The organism is Metalysinibacillus jejuensis (assembly GCF_003057615.1).
Taxonomy (GTDB): Bacteria; Bacillota; Bacilli; order Bacillales_A; family Planococcaceae; genus Metalysinibacillus; species Metalysinibacillus jejuensis.
Window position 1 is genome coordinate 1 of the sequence record NZ_QAFW01000048.1, and the last position, 16,726, is coordinate 16,726.

Genomic DNA, 16,726 nt, shown 5'->3' on the forward strand with positions numbered 1-16,726 from the left:
GGATCTAGATAAACTGGCACAATTGTCGGTTGATTCGTTGGCATAAAAAAGCACCTCCTTAAATTGATACGTTTATCGTACCGGAGGTGCCAGGGTGTTTATATGCGTTATTTGATTGGGGGCTTACTGTGCGTCTTTGCGTCTGGCTCTGTAATCACAGTTACTTTGAACTGCTTTATTTCAATTAAATTTTCTTGTCTGCATTTCGGACAATAGAGGGGGAATTTTTTTAATTCAGTATCTTCCCTTATCTTTAATCGTGTTTTATTTCCACATACAGGACACAATATCCACTTGTAGTTTATAATAACTATCTCCTCCTTTACACTTTAATTCAAATCTTTATTAAAAAATATTTCATCTTATTTAACAAGAAACCATATTTATATAACAACATAAAATACACTAAGTTATTTTATTGAACATATATCGTACTTTATCTATCCGACTATTTGGACGACGGGGCTGGCAAACAGGTTCACCGGTAGTAACATGGTACCCTTTTAACTCTGTTAAACAAACACTACGTCCATTTGTAAAGAAAGTTAAATCACTACGATATTCTTGAATACACCGAGCAGGGATTTCTCCACTAAGAATGACCTCATTATTTTTCAATTGAGTGTCTACGATGTTCGCACAATATTTAGGAGCATCGTTGTATGCTCGTGAAAGATATTCCTGTGGCGCATAAATTTTAAAACTAAGATATGGCTCTAACAATTCTGTTCCAGCTTTTTTTAAGACTTGTTCCAATACAATAGGAGCAAGCATCCGAAAATCTGCTGGGGTACTAACAGGGCTATAGTATAAGCCATACTTAAAACAGATTTTACAGTCCGTCACATTCCAACCATACAATCCTTGTTCACAGCCATAGCGTATCCCCTCCATAACTGCATTTTGAAACGATTGATTTAAGTATCCAAGAGAAACCGAGCTCTCATACTGCATTCCACTTCCCAACGGAAGCGGTGATACAGATAAACCAATGGAAGCCCAGAAAGGATTTGGCGGCACTTCGATGTGAATGGTATATTCTGCATTTTTTAACGGTCTCTCCATATAAATGACTGTAGGCTCTTTTAGTTCTATCTCCACATGATACTTTTCTTGCAACAGTGCACTAATCACTTCCATTTGTACTTTCCCTAAGAAAGAAAGTATAATTTCATGTGTCGTAGAATCCACGTAATATCGTAGAAGCGGATCACTATCTGAGATTTCCAAAAGGGCATCAAGCAACATTTCTCTCTGTTCAGGTTTACTCGGTTCAACAGTTGTTTGTAGTAGAGGGTGCGGATTTTCAATCTTTTTTCTCTGTGGCAATAGTTTTGTATCTCCAAGAACACTATTTAACTTCAAAAACTCATTTTGCAAAATAACAATTTCTCCAGAATAAGCTCTATCAATCTTACATAATTCACCATTTATTGAAGTATACATTTCTGTAACTTTTATTTTTTCTTTTTCTGATACTCTAACCGAATCTCGTAAATGTAGTACTCCACTATAAAGGCGTATATATGCAAGACGTTGTCTTTTTTTTGTATATTCAATTTTGAAAACATTTCCGCAAAGTTCAGACGGACCTCGATGTGTTGATGAATAAAATTTATTAGTAATAACTTCTATAAGGTTATCAATCCCTATATTACTTTTTGCACTTCCATGATAAAGAGGGAACAGAGAACAATTCTGAAATCTTATGCTTTCCTCTTGTTCGAGTTCCAATGCTTCTAATGATTTACCGGACATATATTTCTCTAAAAGGTCATCGTTTCCCTCTATTACCGTATCCCATTGTTCAGATTCGGTAAAGTTCGTCACACACATATTAGGATACAGTTCTACCTTCTGTTTGATTACAATTTCGGCAGAAAGTTTCTCTTTAATATCCTGATAAACCGTTGATAAATCAATTCCATTTTGGTCAATCTTATTGATAAAAAAGATTGTGGGAATCCCCATTTTCCTAAGTGCATGAAATAATATACGAGTTTGTGCTTGTACGCCATCTTTTGCAGAAATCAGTAGAATTGCCCCATCTAAAACTGATAATGAACGATATACTTCTGCTAAGAAATCCATATGTCCTGGCGTGTCTATGATGTTCACCTTCGTATTTTCCCACTGAAAAGAGGTTATTCCTGTCTGAATTGTAATTCCTCTCTGACGTTCTAAAAGCGTATTATCCGTCCTCGTTGTACCTTTGTCCACGCTTCCTAATTCTGTAATCGCTCCACTGTTATATAATAAGCTTTCTGTTAAGGTAGTTTTTCCCGCATCAACATGAGCTAAAACTCCAATATTAATAATTTTCATGTGATTTTCCTCCATTCAAAAGCCCAAAAGGGCATAAAAATCCCAGTGATAAATACTCTTATCACTGGGATTTTTATGCATAACCATAGGCATACAAAGCATACAGATATTCTCCGGATACTTTAGAATCACATGATAAAGGTATTCTTAAACTGGGTACAAAAAACTAAGCCCTCCTAAAAAAGGACATCCAATTATTTGTTCCCACTATCAAATTGACAGTTTATTTAAGAATACCTTGCCGCATATTTATTAACTCCTTTTAAATAGATACTTAAATAATAGCACGTAAGAGCATATTTGTAAAGGAATCTCCAATTTTTTATCAAAGAGAGTACGTGATTACAAAATAGCTGTAATAATGTACCAATATTTGTTATTCTATAATCTTCCAATTACTCCCGTTCTTTTCAAGTACCAAATCAAATTGAGATACCTGCGTTGCTTTGGTCTGCTGGTCGATATACTCCACTGTCAGCGATACCGTGACTTGATTATCCTTACGATTGTGAATAGGATTTACCAGTTCTTGAAAGATGTACTCTTTTCCGATTGGTTTTAATATCCCGTCATTCACATAGTAGGAAAGTTCACTGGCTGTCGCTGTAGGATAGAGCTTGAAGAACGTCGTTAAAAACTCATTGATTTCATTGGTTGTAATGGAATCAACCGTCCCCTCACTTTCAATGGCTTTTGGTTTATAACTTGATTTCTTAGGTATGTTGGTAATGGTCGGATTCTTAACCAGTACCATATTTCCAGAACCATCTACATAGACACTCACTATATAAGCAGAGTGGACGGTCTTTGTATTTTCTCCCTCTGTAATGAGCTGGTCTACACTGTAGGTTACATTAAACTCATTGTCGCCAGTTGGCTCTACCGTCCATATCTGAAATCCTCTTACAGAAGACGATACAGGAATATCTTTGCGTACTGTATCAACATTGAGAGCTTGAAGTTCATCTGTCAGATAGCCTTTTAGACTTTCCATTCGATTATCAATGGACTTATCGGATTGCTCCCATGAATAGTAGACTTTCGCAAAGTTCTCTACAAAATTTTCTACATGATGAGTATCAACGTATTCCTTTTCTATGATAGTTGTTTCGTGAATAGTATGAGTATCTATAGCTGTAAAGTGCTTGAATATCGCAAAGCTGAAACTAAGCCCTAAAAGTACCCACAAGGCAATCACAACCTTTTTATGAGGATTGACCTTATAGACACGAGGTTTCTTTTCCTTTGGTATCTGTTTTTCTTTATTCTGATTTTTTCTAAATTTCATCATTAAATCTTCCTTTCTCATTGTTTGATTCGTCCTGCTCCCACTAAATGCTGTTGCCAGTAGGGGCTTGTTAAGTCGGCATAACCGATTGGGTCGCCTGCATGAAACATACGGTTATTGCCAAGGTATATCCCAACATGAGTAATATAAGAGCCAGCGTTATAGGTAGAATGAAAGAAAACCAAATCGCCAGCTTGTGCTTCCGATAGTGGGATATGCTGGGTCACATCATATTGCTGTTGTGCGGTTCGTGGTAAGTTAATTCCAGCTTTTCCATACGTCCATTGTGTCAGTCCGCTACAATCAAAAGAAGTAGTCGGGGAAGCTCCACCGTAAACGTATCGCCAGCCCTCATATTTCAGTGCTTCGTCCATGATGGCTTGTACCGTATCATCATCAAACTCTGTTGTGACAAGATACTGCGTTACCAGTTGCACATAAAACATATTGCCATAGTTGTATCGCCAGCCCCCATTGATAGGTATGGCTATGGGATTGGGGTAAGACACTTTTTCGCCACCTGAATACTCTTTTGAGAAACTTTGAGCCAGTTCAAAGGTATATTTATTTCCACGATTAGCCACATACCCTAAGAAACCACCACCATAATTGTAGGACTGGATAACCGATTCTAAATCTACACTGAGCCTTTCGCTACTGGCTAATAATTCACTGAAATACTTCACACCTTGCTTAATGGATTCTTCTGTACTCAATGAATTAGGTGGAAGACCGAGGGATTCCGAGGACTGCATAACATCTTCCGCAGTACCGCCCGATTCCACCTGTATAATCGCAAGAAGTATGTTGACATATTCTTCAACGCCATATTCTTTGGCATATTTTTCTACCATAGGCTTATGAGCCAGCACTTCTGCGGAAACATTCACACCTCCATAATGAATATTGGAAATTCCGCTGTCCTGTTCATCTGAAAATAAAATGGCAACAAACAGAAGCAGTGAGAAGACCATCAAGAATAATCCAGAACCACCAATCACTAAAGTTTTCAACTTCATGGTTTCTTACCGACTTTCTTAATGGTGGCGGTTTTGATTGGTGGTCTACTTCTTGTATTTTGTAGTGGTACTCTTTGAACAGTAGACGGACGTTCTTTTGTGATTGGACGTTGTGAAGTTCTATCTGCTGTAGTGGTTGAAGTTGCTGGCTTTTGAACGGTTTTTTCTTGAACGGTATTGCCTTGGCGTTCCACTTTTGGACTTGAAAAATCGGACTTAACTGCTGGACGCTCTTGTTTGGCTTGTTGAGATTCCTTATATGAAGTCTGAATATTAGACTGTTTTGAGGTCTGTTCATCATGATATTGTTCTTGTCTTGTAGTCGGTCTTTCATGAACAGAAGAAGCAGGCTGTTTTTTCTGTTTGACCTGTTCCATTTCAGAGCGACGCTTCGCAATGGTTTTTCGCCTTTGTTCCTGCTGTTCCTTGCGTCCACTGGCTCTGTCCGCTTTGGTTTGAGAAATACTACTGGTTAAATCACGGACATTCTCTTTTACTTTGGATTTTCCTTGATATACTGCATATCTTGCATTGGTCGGCAAATCTTTAACCTGTTCTTTCAAACCACTAGCAGTGTCTACCATTCTGTCTTTGGTATCAGCTACTGTACCGATGGTTTGACCGATACGTTTTCCAAGTGTTGATTTTTCCTTTCCGTCTGGTCGGGAGTGATCTGCTTGTGTCCTTGCAGAACTCCCCGAACCCGACTGTCCTTTTTTACCTGTAACAATGGCAGACCCAGCCCCTTCTTTTTGGGGTATGGTATTATTTTGACAGGTGAAGAATATGAAAGTAGTTATTGATATTGGCAATACCAACATAAAAATGGCAGCGTACTCTGCTACAACTATAGTAGGACAATGGCGTATGCAAACTGATTTACGTCGTACAGAAGATGAATATGCGGTGATGACACGCGCTTTTTTTGCTAGTGCAAACATTTCCGTAAATGATATTAAAGGTGTTATTATATGCTCAGTGGTTCCTCCGATGTTATTTACCATTCAAAAATTATGTGAGGCACTTTTTCATGTTAAACCGCTTGTTGTTGGACCAGGCGTAAAAACAGGTCTTAATATTAAGTACGAAAATCCGAGAGAAGTAGGGTCAGACCGCATTGTAAACGCAGTTGCAGCTCTAGATGTTTATAAGGGAACGCCGTTAGTAATTATTGATTTTGGTACAGCAACGACGTATTGTTATTTAAATGAACGTGGTGACTATTTAGGCGGGGTGATTACACCGGGTATTACAATTGCGACAGAAGCATTGTATACGCAGGCAGCTAGACTTCCCCGTATTGAATTAAAGCGTCCGCGCTCAATTGTAGGGAAAACAACAATTGAAGCGATGCAAGCGGGTGTATATTACGGTATTATTAGCCAAGTAGAAGGTATTGTGTCACGCTTAGCTGCACAAGGAGAAAACCCACCCTTAGTAATAGCTACTGGTGGCTTAGCACCTTTATTGGCACATGATATGCCGATTATTGATATTGTAGACGAAACACTAACGCTAAAAGGCTTAGTATTAATTTATGAACGTAACCAGAAATGAGGCTAATATAATGAGTGATTATTTAGTAAGAGCAGTAGCATTTGAAGGGAAAGTACGTGCTTTCGCTGTGCGTACAACAGATACAGTAGGAGAAGCACAACGTCGACATGGTATGTGGCCAGTCGTTTCAGCAGCATTAGGTCGTTCAATGACCGCGGGTGTAATGATGGGCGCGATGTTAAAGGGCGAAGAAAAAATTACGATTAAAATTGAAGGTGATGGTCCAATTGGGCCTATGGTGATTGATAGTAATGCCAAAGGTGAAGTCCGCGGATTTGTAACAAATCCTCACGTACATTTTGATTTAAATGAGCAAGGTAAATTAGATGTGCGTGCAGGGGTAGGTACACAAGGCGCATTAACGGTAGTAAAGGACCTAGGGTTACGTGATATGTTTAGTGGCCAAACCGAAATTGTCTCAGGTGAAATTGCTGAGGACTTTACGTATTACTTTGCGATGTCAGAACAAGTGCCGTCTTCAGTAGGACTTGGCGTGCTTGTGAATCCAGATAATACAATTTTAGCAGCAGGTGGTTTTATTATTCAGTTGATGCCGGGTTGTGATGATGAAGTTATCGATCGCATCGAGCAACAGCTAAGTTCAATCGAGCCTGTATCTAAAATGATTGAAAAAGGTTTAACACCAGAAGAAATTTTACAAACGGTGTTAGGCGAAAATAACGTTACAATTTTAAATGAAATGCCAGTGACATTTACTTGTCAATGTTCTAAAGAGCGTTTTGGCGATGCAATTGCTGGTTTAGGGAAAAATGAAATTCAAGCGATGATTGATGAAGATGGTGGCGCAGAAGCCCAATGCCATTTCTGTTTGGAAACGTATGATTTCACTAAAGAAGAGTTAGAGGACATTATGCATGGCGCGTAAGCCTCTCTCGCAATTACGTGTAAAAGCAAAACCAGCACTCGTTATCTTTAGTGTGTTGCTATTAGGTAATATTTTATGGTTTATCGCTTGGCTAATACCAAATGGCAGTAAAGATGGCGGCAAAGAAGTGGTAGCTACGATTGATAAAACAGAAATTACACGTCAAGACTGGATGCTGGAGATGGAGCAACATTATGGTCGCAATACGTTACGCGATATGGTGAACGATGTTGTGATGAAAAAAGCAGCCAAGAAATTTAAAATAGACGTTAAGCCTGCAGAAGTAGATTTAGAGCTCGCATTAATGCGTTCAACGCCAGAAGAGTTTAGCAATATTTTAAAAAACATGTCCATTGAACAGTTACGTAATAAAGTATATACCGACATTATGCTTAATAAAGTACTCACTAAAGATATTATTATTGACGATAAAGAGGTAGAAGCATATTACGAAGATAATAAAGCGCTTTATGAAGTACCAACGAGTTACCGTACAAATTTAATTGTAGTAGACTCAAAAAATAAAGCAGAAGCAGCGTTGAAAGAATTGCAAAGTGGATCTGATTTTTCTGTGTTAGCACGTGAGTTATCTATCGATACTAACTCAGCTAACTTAGGTGGAGATATCGGTTTTGTAACTGTAACACAAAAAGGCTTCGATCAAAATTTAGCAAATGCATTAGATGGTATTAAAGAAGGCAATATAAGCCAAGCTATTAAAATGGAAGACGGCAACTATGGTATTTTAAAAGTTATTGAAGTTATTCCAGGGCAATCATTTACCTTTAAAGAAATGAAAGAGCATGTGAGAGTAGAGCTTGCTTTAGAGCAGTTAACACAATCTGTAGCGCCAGAGTCATTTTGGGATGAGTTTAACGTCTCATGGTTCTATGGTGAAACTAATTAATAAGGAGAAACATTATTTTCATAAGTGAAAGTAATGTTTCTTTTTTTATAGGTTGACAGTAAACGGCAATATTGATATTATTGAAAATAATAAAACCAATTGATATACTATGAATTAAAAGGGAGATAGAACAATGACGAAATTATATAATTCAGTAGCAGATTTAGTTGGCCATACACCTATCGTAAAATTACAACATGCAACGGCTGAAAATGAAGGCAATGTTTATGTGAAATTAGAATACTTTAACCCAGGTAGCTCAGTAAAAGACCGCTTAGCATTAGCGATGATTGAAGCGGCAGAAAAAGATGGTACATTACAACCCGGTGGTACAATCATCGAGCCTACGAGTGGTAATACAGGTATTGGTTTAGCAATGATTGCAGCAGCTAAAGGTTATAATGCTATTTTAGTAATGCCTGAAACGATGAGCTTAGAACGTCGTAATTTACTGCGTGCTTATGGCGCAGACTTAGTATTAACACCAGGGCCTGCAGGGATGAAAGGGGCCATTGAAAAAGCGGAAGAGCTATCAAAAGAGCACGGTTATTTCTTGCCACAGCAATTTACAAACCCAGCGAACGCAGAGGTGCATCGCCATACAACGGGTCCAGAAATTGTGGAAGCTTTTGACGGCTTAACATTAGATGCATTTGTGGCAGGTATCGGCACAGGTGGTACAATTACTGGTGCAGGTGAAGTTTTAAAAGAAAAATATCCGAATATCGAAATTATTGCGGTAGAACCAAAAGATTCACCAGTCTTATCTGGTGGCCAACCAGGCCCACATAAAATTCAAGGTATTGGTGCAGGCTTTGTACCTAAAGTATTGAATACAGCAGTGTACACTTCGGTTTTCCCAGTAGAAAATGAAACGGCTTTTGAAGTAGCACGTGAAACAGCGAAGGCTGAAGGTATTTTATGCGGTATTTCTTCAGGCGCAGCCATTCATGCGGCAATTGAAACAGCGAAGCGTTTAGGCAAAGGCTCAAATGTTTTAGCAATTGTACCTTCAAATGGTGAACGTTACTTATCAACACCTCTTTATCAATTTGATTAATAAAAACAATAGCAGCTGCGGCTGCTTTTTTTTATGCACAGAAAGTGACAGTAGCGCCTTGACGCGTTAAGATGAAGTAGATTTGAATTTAGGGGGATTTTGTAATTGAAACAACTACACGCAACAGCATTTCAGATGACAGAAGATGCGTTTTTTTATAGTTATAAACAACAGAGTGAACGCTATACAGCTCATCTTTTTTTAGAGAGTGGTAGAGAAGGTGCGATGCATATCGCTGGGCTTAATCCATTGGCTACAATTCGTGCAACAGCTCAAGGTATACATATTAGTTGGCGCGATGGAACGACAGAGACGAGAGAAGGCGAATCGCTAGCATTAGTTGAGGCATTAGTGGACACCTACCGTGTAGAAAAACGAAGTGACTTGCCTTTATTCCAAGGAGGGGCTATTGGCTTTATTTCATATGACTACGCTCGTCAAATTGAAAAATTACCAGTTCAAACGACGAATGATTTACAAACGCCTACACTTTATTTTTATTTATTTGATGAGTGGGCGGTATATGATAAAGCGACGCAACAAGCTTATATTATGGCCCTTCACGAGCTTAGTGATCAGCAACAGCGTTGGCAACAAGCCGCAATTCAAGGGCTACAACAACGCCGCTTCACCGAAGAAGCAGCGCGTGAAGTAATACTGAATGATGATGAACTTGAAGTTTCATTTACGAAAGAAGATTTTGCACAAGCTGTACGCAAAGTACAAGACTATATTGCGGCAGGCGATGTGTTTCAAGTTAACTTATCGGTACGTCAGTCTCGCCCGTTACATGTTGCACCTATCATAATGTATGAGGCATTGCGCGCGCTAAACCCATCACCATATATGGCGTTTATTCAAGCATCAGATTTCGCGGTAGTATCGGGCTCACCAGAATTGTTAATTGAACGTAATGACCAAATTGTAGAGACGCGACCTATTGGTGGGACACGACCGCGCGGTGCTACTGCGGCAGAAGATGAAAAATATGAACAACAGTTGCGTAGCGATGTAAAAGAGTGTGCAGAACATGTTATGTTAGTAGATTTGGAGCGTAATGATATTGGTCGCATTGCAAAGTATGGCACAGTAGAAGTAAATGAACTGATGGTGATTGAGCGTTATTCGCACGTCATGCATTTAGTATCAAATGTTCGTGCGCAAGTAGCAGAAAATAAAACAAATACGGACGTGTTACGCGCAATGTTCCCTGGTGGAACGATAACAGGCGCGCCTAAAATACGAACGATGGAAATTATCGAAGAACTTGAACCTGTACAGCGAGGGTTGTATACCGGCTCGATTGGTTGGTTAGGTTTTACAGGTGATATGGTGTTTAATATTGTAATACGTACAGCTTACATTAAAGAGAATATGGCTCATATTCAAGCGGGGGCAGGTTTAGTAATAGACTCTAATCCTGAGAGTGAATATGTCGAGTCATTAAATAAAGCGAAGGCCATGTGGCAAGCAAAAGCATTAGCGGAGGAACAACGATGATTTTAATGATAGATAATTATGATTCATTTACGTTTAATTTAGTGCAGTACTTTGGAGAATTGGGCGCCGAAGTTCTCGTTAAGCGCAACGATGAAATTACGCTTGAAGAGATTGAGCAACTAGCACCTGCTATGATTGTAATTTCACCAGGACCTTGTACGCCAAATGAAGCTGGCGTTAGCATGCAAGTAATTGAATATTTTGCAGGTAAGATTCCGTTGTTTGGTGTTTGCTTAGGTCATCAAGCGATTGCACAAGTATTTGGTGGTGATGTGGTACGCGCAACACGTTTAATGCATGGTAAAACCTCAGCCATTACGCATAGTAATGCAGGGGTTCATCAAGATGTACCATCGCCATTTAATGTAACACGTTATCATTCACTTATCGTAGAGCCCTCAACGCTACCCGACTGCCTAGAAGTAACTGCAACAACTGCAGAAGGTGAAATTATGGGGTTGCGTCACAAAGTGCATGCGATCGAAGGCGTACAGTACCATCCGGAATCGATTATGACAGAACACGGTAAACAGTTGATCCAAAACTTTATAACGGCCTATGTGGAGGGGTAAAAATGTACTGTTTTATGAACGGGGAGTATGTGCGGGCAGAGGCCCTTCGTATTTCACCATTTGATCATGGTTTCCTATACGGTTTAGGTTTTTTTGAAACATTTCGCACCTACAAAGGACAGCCGCTATTTTTAGATTTACATTATGCACGTTTAAAGCAGGCACTTCAGCATTATCGCATTACGATGCCTTATACGTTAGAAGAAATGACAGCCATTATTAAAAGATTAGTGGGATTAGCTGATGGAGTGGATTGTTATTTTCGTTTAAACATATCGGCAGGGGCTCATGATGTAGGGCTTAAACCGACAGCCTATACACAACCTACTGTGATTGTCTTTACTAAACCGCTCGTTGTAGCACCTGCGCATACGGAAAAAACAGCGCGCTTTCTACAAACTGTTCGCAATATGCCAGAACAACCGCTTCGTTATAAGTCTCATCATTACGGTAATAATGTTTTAGCACGTTTAGAGATGCCATCGCTTGCGACAGAGGAAGGCATTTTTGTTAATGAACAGGGGCATATTGTTGAAGGCATCACATCGAATGTTTTTTGGGTTAAAGATGGCTTATTGTATACACCTTCATTAGCTACCGGGGCCTTAGGGGGAATTACACGTCAGCTTGTAATGACATTAATGCCAACGATAGAAGGAGAGTTTACAAAGCAAGTGCTAGAGCAAGCAGATGAATGCTTCATTACCAATGCGGTACAAGAGCTTGTGCCGATTTCATCTGTCAACACCACATATTTTTTAGGCGCTCGTGGTGCTGTGTACCAACAACTTTATGCAGGTTATCAACAACTATTGGAGGAACATTTATGTTAGAGAAATATCGTACGCCGTTAACGATTAATGGTATTACGCTTGATTATACAAAAGAGACTTTTATTATGGGGATTTTAAATGTTACGCCTGATTCTTTTTCCGATGGCGGCAAATATACTTCTGTAGCAGCTGCAGTGCAACAAGCCAAAAAAATGGTAGCTGAAGGTGCTAAAATTATTGATGTAGGCGGAGAGTCTACACGCCAAGGTCATGTGCAAATAACAGAGCAAGAAGAGATTGCGCGTGTAGTGCCGGTAATTCAAGCACTGGTGCAGGAGGTGCAAGCCATTATTTCGATAGATACGTATAAATCTGCTGTCGCTGAAGCTGCTGTTCAAGCAGGTGCGCATATGATTAATGATGTTTGGGGCGCTAAGGCAGATCCACGTATTGCACAAGTAGCGGCACAATACAATGTACCGATTATTTTAATGCATAATCGCGAGCAAGCCGATTATAAGTATTTATGGCCAGAAGCTCACCAAGATTTACAACAAAGTTTAGCAATAGCACATGCGGCGGGGGTACCTGACGAACATATTATTTTAGATCCAGGTATCGGTATCGGTTTCGGTAAAACAACGGCGCACAATATTCAAATGATGCAGCATTTGCCAGATTTAGTAGCGATGGGTTACCCTGTACTGCTAGCTACTTCACGTAAATCGATGATTGGAGCAATTTTAGACTTACCAACAGCTGAGCGTTTAGAAGGAACGATGGCGACTGTAGTGTACGGTATTGACAAAGGCTGTCATATGATGCGTTTACATGATATTGAGCCTATGCGACGTGCCATAAAAGTTGCGGATGTATTAGTAGGAAAACAACAGATAGAGGTGCAGTAACGATGGATTATATTAATATTAAAGATATGCAGTTTTATGGTTATCATGGTGTGTTAGCTGCTGAGACAGCTATTGGGCAACGTTTTCGCGTATCTGTAAAGTTAGCGTTAGACTTACAGCCAGCAGGGCTAACGGATGATTTAGCAAAAACGGTTAACTATGCAGAGGTATATGCTTTGTGTAAAGAAATCGTAGAGGGTGAGCCCTTTCAATTAATCGAAGCATTAGCAGAAGGCTTAGCAGCCCATATTTTAGCTGATTTTCCGTTAGTAAAAGGGGTAGAAATCGAATTGATTAAACCTGATCCTCCTATTGCCGGACATTATAAAGAAGTTTCGGTACAAATTACACGAGGCGAGATGCGATGAATGATGTATACTTATCTATTGGCACAAACATTGGTGAGCGTGAAGATAACCTGCGCCGAGCTGTGCGTTTATTAGCGGAGCAAGTAACGGTTGAGACTGTATCGGCTGTTTATGAAACAGCTGCAGTTGGTTTTACAGATCAAGCTGACTTTTTAAATATTGCGGTACATGTTAAAACAGCGCTATCACCGCTAGCTATGTTAGATGTATGCCAAGCAATTGAAAATGAACTAGGTCGTGTGCGAACTGTGCGCTGGGGACCACGCGTCATTGACCTTGACATTTTGCTGTACAATAACGAAAATATGAACACAGAAAGATTAATTTTGCCGCACCCTCGTATGTATGAGCGTGCGTTTGTATTAATCCCACTGTTTGATGTTGTAGCCACGCAGTCTGAGCAATTAACGAAGGCGCGTGACATTGTTATGCAGATGGATGCCAACACTGAGGGCGTTCGTCATGTGATGCAGCAGCAAAGTATCCCGTCATGGCTTAAATAAATTGTAGTACGTTAAGGAGGAACTGAAATGGAACAAAAACCGTTTCAAATTGCCGATATCGTTATGGATAATCGCGTCGTACTAGCCCCAATGGCTGGTATTTGTAACTCAGCCTTTCGCTTAACTGTTAAGGAGTTTGGTGCAGGGCTTGTGTACGCCGAGATGATTAGCGATAAAGGTATCGTTTATAAAAACGAAAAAACACTAGGCATGCTTTATATTGATGAGCGTGAAAACCCACTATCTTTACAAATCTTTGGTGGGGATAAAGAGACATTAGTCGAAGCGGCAAAGTATGTGGATAAAAATACGACAGCCGATATTATTGATATTAATATGGGTTGCCCTGTTAATAAAATTATTAAATGTGAAGCTGGCGCCCGCTTACTACTTGACCCTAATAAAATTTACGAAATGGTTGCAGCTGTAGTAGATGCTGTTGATAAACCTGTTAGTGTTAAAATGCGTATTGGTTGGGATGATGAGCATGTGTATGCAATTGAAAATGCACTAGCAGCAGAACGCGCTGGTGTTTCAGCTTTAGCAATGCATGGTCGTACGCGTGTACAAATGTATGAAGGTAAGGCCAATTGGGATATTTTACGCGATGTAAAAAAGGAGCTTAAAATCCCATTCATCGGTAATGGTGATGTCGAAACACCGCAAGATGCAAAACGTTTACTAGACCACACAGGTGCAGATGCTGTAATGATTGGACGTGCAGCGCTAGGTAACCCATGGATGATGTACCGTACGGTTAAATATTTAGAGACGGGCGAGTTAATGCCAGAGCCAAGCGTGCGCGAAAAAATTGATGTATGTTTACTGCACTTTGAGCGCCTAATGCAATTGAAGGGTGAAACAGTAGCTGTACGCGAAATGCGCAAGCACGCTTCATGGTATTTAAAAGGTGTACGCGGTAACGGTAAGGCACGTAATGCCATTAACCAAACCGAAACAGCAGCAGAACTACGTGGTTTACTTAACTCATTAGTAGATGAGTATGAAATGCGCGAACAACAAATTATTATGTAAAATGCGGAGTTACTTCTATATAGAAGTAGCTCTTTTTTGTGACGTAATAATAAAAACGTGAACGCTACCCAAAAATTGTGTACAATGAGTACATTATGGACTGCTTGGAGCGGACAAAATAAGAGGAGTGAATTTCGTGTCAAACAATGAAGAATTAAATGATCAGCTACTGGTGAGACGTCAAAAGATGACGACAATTCGCGAAAATGGTTTAGACCCATTTGGCGGACGCTTTGAACGTACCCATTCATCAGAGCAAGTGCGTGAACAATTTGCGGATCAAACAAAAGAACAATTAGAAGAAAACCTACAAGAAGTTATTATCGCAGGTCGTATTATGACGAAGCGTGGTAAAGGTAAAGCAGGATTTGCACATATTCAAGATTTAGCAGGTCAAATTCAAATTTATGTACGTAAAGATGCAGTGGGCGACGATGCCTACGAATTATTCAAACAAGCTGACCTTGGCGACATCGTTGGTGTACGTGGGAATGTCTTCCGTACAAATGTAGGTGAGCTATCTGTTAAAGCAACAGAGTTTACGTTCCTAACTAAAGCATTACGTCCAATGCCTGAGAAGTTCCATGGTTTACAAGATATTGAGCAACGTTACCGTCAACGTTATTTAGATTTAATGACAAATGAGGATAGCAAAGCAACATTTATCCAACGCTCTCAAATCATTCGTTCAATGCGTCGTTATTTAGACAACGCAGGCTTCTTAGAAGTAGAAACACCAATGTTACACACAATTGCAGGTGGCGCAGCGGCCCGTCCGTTTATTACGCACCATAATGCATTAGATATGGAATTATATATGCGTATCGCAATTGAGCTACACTTAAAGCGTTTAATTGTAGGTGGCTTAGAAAAAGTATACGAAATCGGACGTGTTTTCCGTAACGAGGGTGTATCAACACGACATAACCCTGAGTTCACGATGATTGAGTTATATGAAGCATATGCAGATTATGAAGATATTATGAGCCTAACAGAAAACTTAATCGCGCACGTTGCACAAGATGTACTTGGTACAACGGATGTAACATATGGTGAAGATGTTATTCATTTAGGTGTTGGCTGGAAACGTCAACATATGGTTGATGCTGTTAAAGAAGCAACTGGCGTTGATTTCTGGACGCCAATGACAGTTGAAGAAGCAAAAGCTTTAGCAAAAGAGCATAATGTAGAGCTAGCACCATCACATACAGGTGTTGGTCATGTCATTAATGAATTCTTCGAACAAAAAGTAGAAGAAACATTAGTACAGCCTACATTTATCTATGGTCATCCTGTAGAGATTTCACCATTAGCTAAGAAAAACCCAGAAGACGAGCGCTTTACAGATCGCTTTGAGTTATTTATCGTACGTCGTGAGCATGCAAATGCATTCACAGAGTTAAATGACCCAATCGACCAACGCGAACGTTTCATGGCACAGCTTGCTGAAAAAGAAGCGGGTAATGATGAAGCGCATGATATGGATGAAGACTTTGTAGAAGCATTAGAGTACGGTATGCCGCCAACAGGTGGTTTAGGTATTGGTATTGACCGTTTAATTATGTTACTTACTAATTCACCATCAATCCGTGATGTATTATTATTCCCTACAATGCGTCATACAACTAAGTAATACCTTAGAAAACAAGGGGTTATTACGCCCCTTGTTTTTTATTTAATATTATTTAAACAAAACTATTGCAATCAACCAAAATACATGGTAAATTATTAATTGTCTTTACGACACAGCGATTAAATAACTTGTTAAACTAAGTGTTGACATAACGTTTACCGATGTGTTAAGATAAAAAAGTTGTTTCTTCAAAAAACTTTTACAAATAAAAGGTTGACAACTAAAGTTGTTTACTGATATAATATAAGAGTTGTTGAAAAATAATATGAACCTTGAAAACTGAACAAGCAAAACGTTAATCAATAAATCGTTTCATTAAATTGAAACAAAATTTTGGACATCAAAATTGATGCCAGCAACATGAGCTTAATCGCTCTCTTATGGAGAGTTTG

The 16,726-nt window shown here is 39.4% G+C and carries 17 protein-coding genes and 1 pseudogene; 12 read left to right on the top strand and 6 right to left on the bottom strand.

From position 1 onward, the window contains the following. Nucleotides 1-107 precede the first annotated feature (107 nt). The 6 genes and pseudogenes from DDE80_RS11690 to DDE80_RS11715 all read right to left on the bottom strand — a co-directional run. On the bottom strand, nucleotides 108-287 hold the full coding sequence (locus tag DDE80_RS11690) for a cysteine-rich KTR domain-containing protein (RefSeq protein WP_161952325.1): 180 nt from the start codon (nucleotides 285-287) through the stop codon (nucleotides 108-110). Nucleotides 288-405: 118 nt separating this feature from the next. Further along, entirely contained in the window at nucleotides 406-2,325 is a 1,920-nt protein-coding gene (tet(M), locus tag DDE80_RS11695) for a tetracycline resistance ribosomal protection protein Tet(M) (RefSeq protein ID WP_000691736.1), read from the bottom strand. Between the two features lie 15 nt (nucleotides 2,326-2,340). Beyond that, entirely contained in the window at nucleotides 2,341-2,427 is an 87-nt protein-coding gene (locus DDE80_RS11700; protein WP_012386611.1) for a tetracycline resistance determinant leader peptide, read from the bottom strand. A 274-nt stretch (nucleotides 2,428-2,701) separates the two neighbouring features. Beyond that, nucleotides 2,702-3,634 (bottom strand): conjugal transfer protein, encoded by a 933-nt coding sequence (locus DDE80_RS11705; RefSeq protein ID WP_001224318.1) that lies wholly within the window; start codon nucleotides 3,632-3,634, stop codon nucleotides 2,702-2,704. Further along, nucleotides 3,631-4,632 (bottom strand): bifunctional lytic transglycosylase/C40 family peptidase, encoded by a 1,002-nt coding sequence (locus tag DDE80_RS11710; RefSeq protein ID WP_000769868.1) that lies wholly within the window; start codon nucleotides 4,630-4,632, stop codon nucleotides 3,631-3,633. Before DDE80_RS11710 ends, DDE80_RS11705 begins: the two co-directional genes overlap by 4 nt. Continuing rightward, nucleotides 4,629-5,378 (bottom strand): annotated as a pseudogene (locus DDE80_RS11715) (YtxH domain-containing protein); the annotation flags it as partial. The pseudogene DDE80_RS11715 and the gene DDE80_RS11710, both read right to left, overlap by 4 nt. A 40-nt stretch (nucleotides 5,379-5,418) precedes the next feature. On the opposite strand from DDE80_RS11715, the gene DDE80_RS11720 reads away from it, so the two are divergent. The 12 genes from DDE80_RS11720 to lysS all read left to right on the top strand — a co-directional run bounded on the left by DDE80_RS11720 (nucleotide 5,419) and on the right by lysS (nucleotide 16,334). Then, nucleotides 5,419-6,189, top strand: coding sequence for a type III pantothenate kinase (locus DDE80_RS11720; protein WP_108307949.1), 771 nt, complete (start codon nucleotides 5,419-5,421; stop codon nucleotides 6,187-6,189). Nucleotides 6,190-6,199: 10 nt separating this feature from the next. After that, on the top strand, nucleotides 6,200-7,075 hold the full coding sequence (gene hslO / locus DDE80_RS11725) for an Hsp33 family molecular chaperone HslO (protein WP_108307950.1): 876 nt from the start codon (nucleotides 6,200-6,202) through the stop codon (nucleotides 7,073-7,075). Then, a complete protein-coding gene (locus DDE80_RS11730) occupies nucleotides 7,065-7,982 on the top strand; it encodes a peptidyl-prolyl cis-trans isomerase (protein ID WP_108307952.1) in 918 nt (305 codons plus the stop codon). Before hslO ends, DDE80_RS11730 begins: the two co-directional genes overlap by 11 nt. A gap of 133 nt (nucleotides 7,983-8,115) precedes the next feature. Then, nucleotides 8,116-9,042 carry a cysteine synthase A gene (gene cysK, locus DDE80_RS11735; RefSeq protein ID WP_108307953.1) on the top strand — a complete coding sequence of 309 codons (927 nt, stop codon included), beginning with the start codon at nucleotides 8,116-8,118 and terminating at the stop codon, nucleotides 9,040-9,042. A gap of 105 nt (nucleotides 9,043-9,147) precedes the next feature. Beyond that, nucleotides 9,148-10,542, top strand: a complete 1,395-nt coding sequence (locus DDE80_RS11740; protein ID WP_108307955.1) for an anthranilate synthase component I family protein — start codon at nucleotides 9,148-9,150, stop codon at nucleotides 10,540-10,542. Next, the gene (gene pabA / locus DDE80_RS11745; RefSeq protein WP_108307957.1) at nucleotides 10,539-11,114 is read left to right on the top strand and encodes an aminodeoxychorismate/anthranilate synthase component II; all 576 of its coding nucleotides are present in this window, start codon (nucleotides 10,539-10,541) and stop codon (nucleotides 11,112-11,114) included. The genes DDE80_RS11740 and pabA overlap by 4 nt, the downstream gene beginning before the upstream one ends. Nucleotides 11,115-11,116: 2 nt before the next feature. After that, nucleotides 11,117-11,947: an aminodeoxychorismate lyase gene (pabC, locus tag DDE80_RS11750; protein WP_108307959.1), complete on the top strand. Its 831-nt coding sequence runs from the start codon at nucleotides 11,117-11,119 to the stop codon at nucleotides 11,945-11,947. Next, complete coding sequence (gene folP, locus DDE80_RS11755; protein WP_108307961.1) at nucleotides 11,941-12,795, top strand: dihydropteroate synthase; 855 nt, start codon at nucleotides 11,941-11,943, stop codon at nucleotides 12,793-12,795. Before pabC ends, folP begins: the two co-directional genes overlap by 7 nt. A 2-nt stretch (nucleotides 12,796-12,797) precedes the next feature. After that, entirely contained in the window at nucleotides 12,798-13,163 is a 366-nt protein-coding gene (gene folB / locus DDE80_RS11760; RefSeq protein ID WP_108307963.1) for a dihydroneopterin aldolase, read from the top strand. Beyond that, nucleotides 13,160-13,666: a 2-amino-4-hydroxy-6-hydroxymethyldihydropteridine diphosphokinase gene (gene folK / locus DDE80_RS11765; RefSeq protein WP_108307965.1), complete on the top strand. Its 507-nt coding sequence runs from the start codon at nucleotides 13,160-13,162 to the stop codon at nucleotides 13,664-13,666. The genes folB and folK overlap by 4 nt, the downstream gene beginning before the upstream one ends. Before the next feature lie 27 nt (nucleotides 13,667-13,693). Next, a complete protein-coding gene (dusB, locus tag DDE80_RS11770) occupies nucleotides 13,694-14,701 on the top strand; it encodes a tRNA dihydrouridine synthase DusB (RefSeq protein WP_108307967.1) in 1,008 nt (335 codons plus the stop codon). Between the two features lie 127 nt (nucleotides 14,702-14,828). Continuing rightward, nucleotides 14,829-16,334 (top strand): lysine--tRNA ligase, encoded by a 1,506-nt coding sequence (gene lysS, locus DDE80_RS11775; protein ID WP_201261530.1) that lies wholly within the window; start codon nucleotides 14,829-14,831, stop codon nucleotides 16,332-16,334. Nucleotides 16,335-16,726 lie beyond the last annotated feature (392 nt).